This window comes from Mycobacterium sp. (assembly GCF_049281135.1).
Lineage (GTDB): Bacteria > Actinomycetota > Actinomycetes > Mycobacteriales > Mycobacteriaceae > Mycobacterium.
Genome location: NZ_JBAPRN010000588.1, coordinates 1 through 6,113 on the forward strand (window position 1 = coordinate 1; position 6,113 = coordinate 6,113).

Below are 6,113 nucleotides of genomic sequence, written 5' to 3' on the forward strand. Positions count from 1 at the left end.
ATTCGCCCAGACTAAGAGACGCGTCGTCGCTCAGCGCGAGCAACGTTGCGATCCGGTTGATTCGGATCGATGAAACGGCAGCCCGCAAAACGTAAAATAGTTGGCCGACCACGAACGAGGAGACGGCCATGACAGTCACCGACGACTACTTAGCCAACAACGCGGACTACGCGAAGTCGTTCGAGGGTCCGCTACCACTGCCGCCGAGCAAGCACGTCGCGGTGCTGGCGTGCATGGACGCCCGACTCGACGTGCACAGCCTGCTCGGTATCAACGAGGGCGAGGCCCACGTCATCCGCAACGCCGGCGGCGTGGTCACCGACGACGCGATCCGGTCGCTGGCGATCAGCCAGCGATTGCTGGGAACCACCGAGATCATCCTGATTCACCACACCGACTGCGGGATGTTGACGTTTACCGACGACGACTTCAAGCGCGCGATCCAGGATGAGACCGGGGTCAAACCGCCGTGGTCTGCCGAGGCGTTCCCCGACCTCGCCGAGGATGTCCGGCAATCGCTGCACCGCATCAAGAACAGCCCGTTCGTCACCAAGCACACGTCGGCGCGGGGGTTCATCTTCGACGTGGCCACCGGCAAGCTCAGCGAGGTCACCGGTTAGCTCTGGGGCTCGCCACACGCGCCTCATCAGTCGCTGAGTGAGGGTTTACTGCCGTCTTCGTTTTGACACTACGGGCGATATCACTGCCACGGAGTCTGCACGCCTAGGACCGGATTTTCGCTCGGAGGCGGGCAAATCGGTCACCCCGCAGCCAGGCGCGCCAACTGCCAGCCGGATCCAGCCAGTCCATTGACACGACCCGCTCCGGCTGGTTTCATACTGGGTAATGCTCATAATCCTGACCAAAACTACCAACTTTACCGAGAATCGGGGAGGCTGATGACCACCCAAGAGGCGCCCGCTGCCGGGCAGTACGAACTGAGCCATCTGCGCTCGCTGGAGGCCGAGGCGATTCATATCATCCGCGAGGTGGCCGCCGAGTTCGAACGTCCGGTGCTGCTGTTCTCCGGCGGCAAGGACTCGATCGTGATGTTGCATCTGGCGCTGAAGGCGTTCCGCCCCGGCCGCCTGCCGTTCCCGGTGATGCACGTCGACACCGGTCATAACTTCGACGAGGTGATCGCGGCCCGCGACGAGTTGGTGGCCGAGACCGGCGTGCGGCTGGTGATCGCCAAAGTGCAGGACGACATCGACGCGGGCCGCGCGGTCGAAACCATCCCGTCGCGCAACCCGCTGCAGACCGTGACGCTGCTGCGCGCGATCAGGGAGAACAAGTTCGACGCCGCATTCGGCGGCGCCCGCCGTGACGAGGAGAAGGCGCGCGCCAAGGAGCGGGTGTTCAGTTTCCGTGACGAGTTCGGCCAGTGGGACCCCAAGGCCCAGCGACCCGAGCTGTGGAACATCTACAACGGCCGGCACCACAAGGGCGAGCACATCCGGGTGTTCCCGCTGTCCAACTGGACCGAATTCGACATCTGGTCCTACATCGGCGCCGAGAAGATCAAGCTCCCCTCGATCTACTACGCCCACCGGCGGCAGGTTTTCGAGCGCGACGGAATGCTGCTGGCCGTCGACCGCCACCTGCAGCCGCGCCCCGACGAAAAGGTGCTCGAGAAGACGGTCCGATTCCGCACCGTCGGCGACGTAACCTGCACCGGCTGCGTGGAATCCGAGGCCGCCACCGTCGCCGAAGTCGTCGCGGAAACGGCGGTGTCGCGGCTTACCGAGCGGGGTGCCACCCGAGCTGACGACCGGATATCGGAGGCCGGGATGGAAGACCGCAAGAGGCAGGGGTACTTCTGATGGCAACGTTACTGCGCATCGCAACCGCCGGCTCCGTCGACGACGGCAAGTCGACGCTGATCGGTCGCCTGCTCTACGACTCCAAGGCCGTCATGGACGACCAGTGGGCCTCAGTGGAGCGCACCTCCAAGGACCGCGGCCACGAATACACCGACCTGTCACTGGTCACCGACGGGCTGCGCGCCGAGCGGGAACAGGGCATCACGATCGATGTCGCCTACCGCTACTTCGCCACTCCCAAGCGGAAATTCATCATCGCCGACACCCCCGGTCACATCCAGTACACCCGCAACATGGTGACCGGGGCGTCCACCGCGCAGCTGGCCATCGTGCTCGTCGACGCCCGACACGGTCTGCTGGAGCAGTCCCGCCGGCACACGTTCCTGGCGTCGCTGCTGGGCATCGAGCACATCGTGCTCGCGGTCAACAAGATGGACCTGATCGATTGGGACAAAGAGGCTTTCGAGGCGATCCGCGACGAGTTCTACGCCTTCGCCACCCGCCTCGACGTCCAAGACGTGCTCACCATCCCGATGTCGGCGCTGCACGGCGACAACGTGGTCACCAAGTCCGACCACACCCCCTGGTACGAGGGCCCGACGTTGCTGTCGCACCTCGAAGAGGTGTACGTCGCCGCCGACCGCAACCTCGTCGACGTCCGGTTCCCGGTGCAGTACGTCATCCGGCCGCAGACTCGTGATCATCAAGACCACCGCAGCTACGCGGGCACGGTGGCTAGCGGGGTGATGCGTCCGGGTGACGACGTCGTCGTGCTCCCGACCGGTAAGCCCACCCGCATCACCGCGATCGAGGGGCCCAACGGACCGGTGGCAGAGGCATTTCCACCGATGGCCGTCTCGATCAGCCTTGCCGACGACATCGACATCTCCCGCGGCGACATGATCGCCCGGCCCGCCAATGCGCCGCGGGTCACCCAAGAATTCGATGCGACGGTGTGCTGGATGGCCGACGCCGCGGCGCTGGAAGCCGGCCGCGACTATCTGATCAAGCACACCACCCAGACCACGCGGGTCAGAGTCACCGCGCTGGACTACCGGCTCGATGTCAACACGTTGCGTCGCGACAAGGACGCAACCGCGTTGCAGCTCAACGAGCTTGGCCGTGTCTCGCTGCGCTCGCAGGTGCCGCTGCTGCTCGACGAATACACCCGCAACGCCAGCACCGGGTCGTTCATCCTGATCGACCCGAACACCAACGGGACCGTTGCCGCGGGCATGGTGCTGCGCGAAGTCTCGACTCTGTCGTCCAGCCCTAACACGGTGGTGCACAAGTCACTGGTGACCGCCGAGGACCGGACGTCGCGGGGCCGCACCCTATGGTTCACCGGCCTGTCGGGCTCGGGCAAGTCGTCGGTGGCGATGCGCGTCGAGCAGAAACTGCTCGAAAAGGGCATTCCCGCTTATGTTCTCGACGGCGACAATCTCCGCCACGGACTGAACGCGGACCTTGGCTTTTCCATGGCCGACCGCGCCGAGAACCTGCGCCGACTGGCGCACGTCGCGGCGCTGATCGCCGATTCCGGCCACACCGTCCTGGTGCCGGCGATCAGCCCACTGGAAGAGCATCGCGACCTGGCCCGGGGGGTGCACGCGGACGCCGGCCTCGATTTCATCGAGGTGTTCTGCGACACCCCGCTGGAGGATTGCGAGCGGCGAGACCCCAAGGGCCTCTACGCCAAGGCGCGGGCGGGTGAGATCACCCACTTCACCGGAATCGACAGCCCGTACCAGCGGCCGAAGAATCCCGATTTGCGGCTCACGCCGGATCGCAGCTGCGACGAGTTGGCCCAGCAGGTCGTCGATCTGATCGAGGCCCGCAGTTGAGCGGCGAGAACGATCACGAGGTGGCGGCCCGGCTGGCCACCGAAGCCGGCCAGCTGTTGCTCGCGGTGCGTGAGGAACTTGCCGAAGCCACGGCAGCCGAGCGGAAAGCCGCGGGGGACAAGCGGTCCCATGACTACCTGATGGAAGCGCTGGCGCGTGAACGTCCGGATGATGCGGTGCTCTCCGAAGAGGGAGTCGACGACCCGGTGCGGTTGAGCGCGCAGCGGGTGTGGATCGTCGATCCGCTGGACGGCACTCGGGAGTTCTCCGAACTCGGCCGCGAGGACTGGGCCGTGCACGTCGCGCTGTGGCAAGCCGGTGCCCTCGTCGCCGGCGCGGTTGCCCTTCCAGCGCAGGGCGTTACGTTGGCCACGCCTGATCCGGCACCCCCACCGACGTATTCCGGACAACCCCGGATCGTGGTGTCGCGCACCCGCCCGCCGGCGGTCGCGCTGCAAGTCCGCGATCAGTTGAACGGCACCCTGGTCGAGATGGGCTCGGCCGGAGCCAAGGTAGCGGCCGTCATCCAAGGGTTGGCCGACATCTACGTCCACGCCGGCGGACAGTACGAGTGGGATTCGGCGGCTCCGGTCGCCGTGGCCCGTGCCGCCGGATTGCACACCTCGCGGATCGACGGGTCGCCGCTGGAGTACAACCGGGCCGACCCGCTGTTGCCGGACCTGGTGGTGTGCCGCCCCGAATACGCCGACGCGGTGCTCGCGGTCACGGGCTGAGTCGCGAACGGTGGGACAATCCCATTCCATGCGGATGTCGGCGAAGGCGGAGTACGCAGTGCGGGCGATGGTCGAGCTGGCCACGCTTGGTGACGGCGTGCGGGTCACCACCGACGATCTGGCGAACGCTCAGGGAATCCCGCCGCAGTTTCTCGTCGACATCTTGTCCACGCTGCGCAATGATCGGCTGGTGCGCAGCCACCGCGGTCGCGACGGCGGCTACGAATTAGCCCGTCCCGGAACAGAAATCAGTATCGCCGACGTACTGCGCTGCATCGACGGCCCGCTGGCCAGCGTCCGCGACATCGGGCTGGGCGATCTGCCTTACTCCGGCCCGACCGCGGCGCTGACCGACGTCTGGCGGGCGTTGCGGGCCAGCATGCGCTCGGTGCTGGAGGAGACCAGCCTGGCTGACGTCGCGACCGGAGCCCTGCCCGACCACGTCGCTCGAATGGCCGACGACTACCGCGACCAGGAGAGTCATCGGCACGCTCAGCGCGGCGCCGGCTAGCCTCCCGACCCATAGGGCCGGGTGAGGATCTCCAGGTAGTGGCCGGCCGGGTCCTGGAAGTAGACGCCACGCCCGCCGTCGTTGGTGTTGAATTCGCCGGGCCGCCGTCGGGCTGGGTCGGCCCAATGCTGGAGCCCGCGTGACGTGATCTTGCCGTAGATCGCGTCGAAGTCGTCCTCGGAAACCAGAAACGCGTAATGCTGCGGGCGGATCTCCTCGCCGGCGGCGACCTCGGCGTAGTCCAGGGTTGCGCCGTGTTCGAGGGCGACGGCCAGAAAGTGGCCGAACGGCTTGGGGCTCGGCAGCCCGAACAGTTCGCTGACGAACTCGGCGGACTTCCGCTGATCGTGGGCGGCAACGATGGTGTGGTTGAACTCGATAGGCATCGTGCCTGCCAGTCTACTTCGCCGCGGTCAACTCCAGGGCGATGTTGTCCGGATCGCGAAACTCCAGAATGTAAGACGGCCCGATGTCTTTGACCGGCTCGTGGTCGATCCCTAGCTCGTCGAGATACGCTGCTGCGGAGTCTAATTCAGCCTTATCGACCGTCCGGAACGCGATGTGGTCCAGGCCGGCGCGGTCCTCGTGGAAACGATCGCTGGCCACCGGCCGCAGCGCGATCAGCGCACCGCCCAAGTCGTAGATGACGCCACCGAACAGGAACCCGAGCTGCTTGCGGGTCGCCTCGTCGGCGTTGTCCGGGACCTCGAGCAGGACGGGCCACCCGAAGACGCTCTCGTAGAACCGTCGAGACCGCTCGATGTCGGTGACGGTGAGCCGCACATGCGCGATCGAGTTGGCGGTGATGACCATCCCGCTGATGATGCCACGTCGGCAAGGTGCGGGCATAGAACGGTCCGCATGCCAGAATCGCGATTGTGCAGGTAGCGATGACCATGCCGGTGATGGAGCCGGACTTGGACGCCGAGGTGCTGCGGGACTGGGCGCAGGCGATCGACGACGGACCGTTCTCGTCGTTGTGTTGGGGCGAGCGGATGGCCTTCGACAATCCCGAGACGTTGACGTTGATGGGCGCGCTGGCCGCGTGGACCGACCGGGTGCGGCTGGTCACGACGGTGATGGTGCCCCAGCTGCACGACCCGGTGATGTTGGCAAAGGCGTTGGCGACCGGCGACATGCTGTCCGGCGGGCGGTTGAGCGTGGGTCTTGGCATCGGCGGCCGGGTCGAGGACTACCGAGC

Annotated in this window: 8 protein-coding genes; 6 read left to right on the forward strand and 2 right to left on the reverse strand. The window is 66.1% G+C overall.

Annotation, left to right across the window (positions count from 1 at the left end; genetic code table 11):
- Window positions 1-128: 128 nt before the first annotated feature.
- From WAN02_RS22975 to WAN02_RS22995, 5 genes are all read left to right on the forward strand, one after another.
- Complete coding sequence (locus tag WAN02_RS22975; protein ID WP_422266697.1) at window positions 129-620, forward strand: beta-class carbonic anhydrase; 492 nt, start codon at window positions 129-131, stop codon at window positions 618-620.
- Window positions 621-899: 279 nt separating this feature from the next.
- Entirely contained in the window at window positions 900-1,823 is a 924-nt protein-coding gene (cysD, locus tag WAN02_RS22980; protein WP_422266699.1) for a sulfate adenylyltransferase subunit CysD, read from the forward strand.
- Window positions 1,823-3,667: an adenylyl-sulfate kinase gene (cysC, locus tag WAN02_RS22985; RefSeq protein ID WP_422266701.1), complete on the forward strand. Its 1,845-nt coding sequence runs from the start codon at window positions 1,823-1,825 to the stop codon at window positions 3,665-3,667. Before cysD ends, cysC begins: the two co-directional genes overlap by 1 nt.
- The gene (locus tag WAN02_RS22990; RefSeq protein ID WP_422266703.1) at window positions 3,664-4,401 is read left to right on the forward strand and encodes a 3'(2'),5'-bisphosphate nucleotidase CysQ; all 738 of its coding nucleotides are present in this window, start codon (window positions 3,664-3,666) and stop codon (window positions 4,399-4,401) included. Before cysC ends, WAN02_RS22990 begins: the two co-directional genes overlap by 4 nt.
- A gap of 28 nt (window positions 4,402-4,429) precedes the next feature.
- Window positions 4,430-4,912, forward strand: coding sequence for an Rrf2 family transcriptional regulator (locus WAN02_RS22995; RefSeq protein ID WP_422266705.1), 483 nt, complete (start codon window positions 4,430-4,432; stop codon window positions 4,910-4,912).
- Here WAN02_RS22995 and WAN02_RS23000 read toward each other — a convergent pair.
- Window positions 4,909-5,298 (reverse strand): VOC family protein, encoded by a 390-nt coding sequence (locus WAN02_RS23000; RefSeq protein ID WP_422266707.1) that lies wholly within the window; start codon window positions 5,296-5,298, stop codon window positions 4,909-4,911. The two genes, WAN02_RS22995 and WAN02_RS23000, sit on opposite strands and share 4 nt — an antisense overlap.
- Window positions 5,299-5,311: 13 nt before the next feature.
- Window positions 5,312-5,725: a VOC family protein gene (locus tag WAN02_RS23005; protein WP_422266709.1), complete on the reverse strand. Its 414-nt coding sequence runs from the start codon at window positions 5,723-5,725 to the stop codon at window positions 5,312-5,314.
- 77 nt (window positions 5,726-5,802) lie between these two features.
- On the opposite strand from WAN02_RS23005, the gene WAN02_RS23010 reads away from it, so the two are divergent.
- On the forward strand, window positions 5,803-6,113 hold a 311-nt coding region (locus WAN02_RS23010), incomplete at its 3' end, for an LLM class flavin-dependent oxidoreductase (protein WP_422266711.1).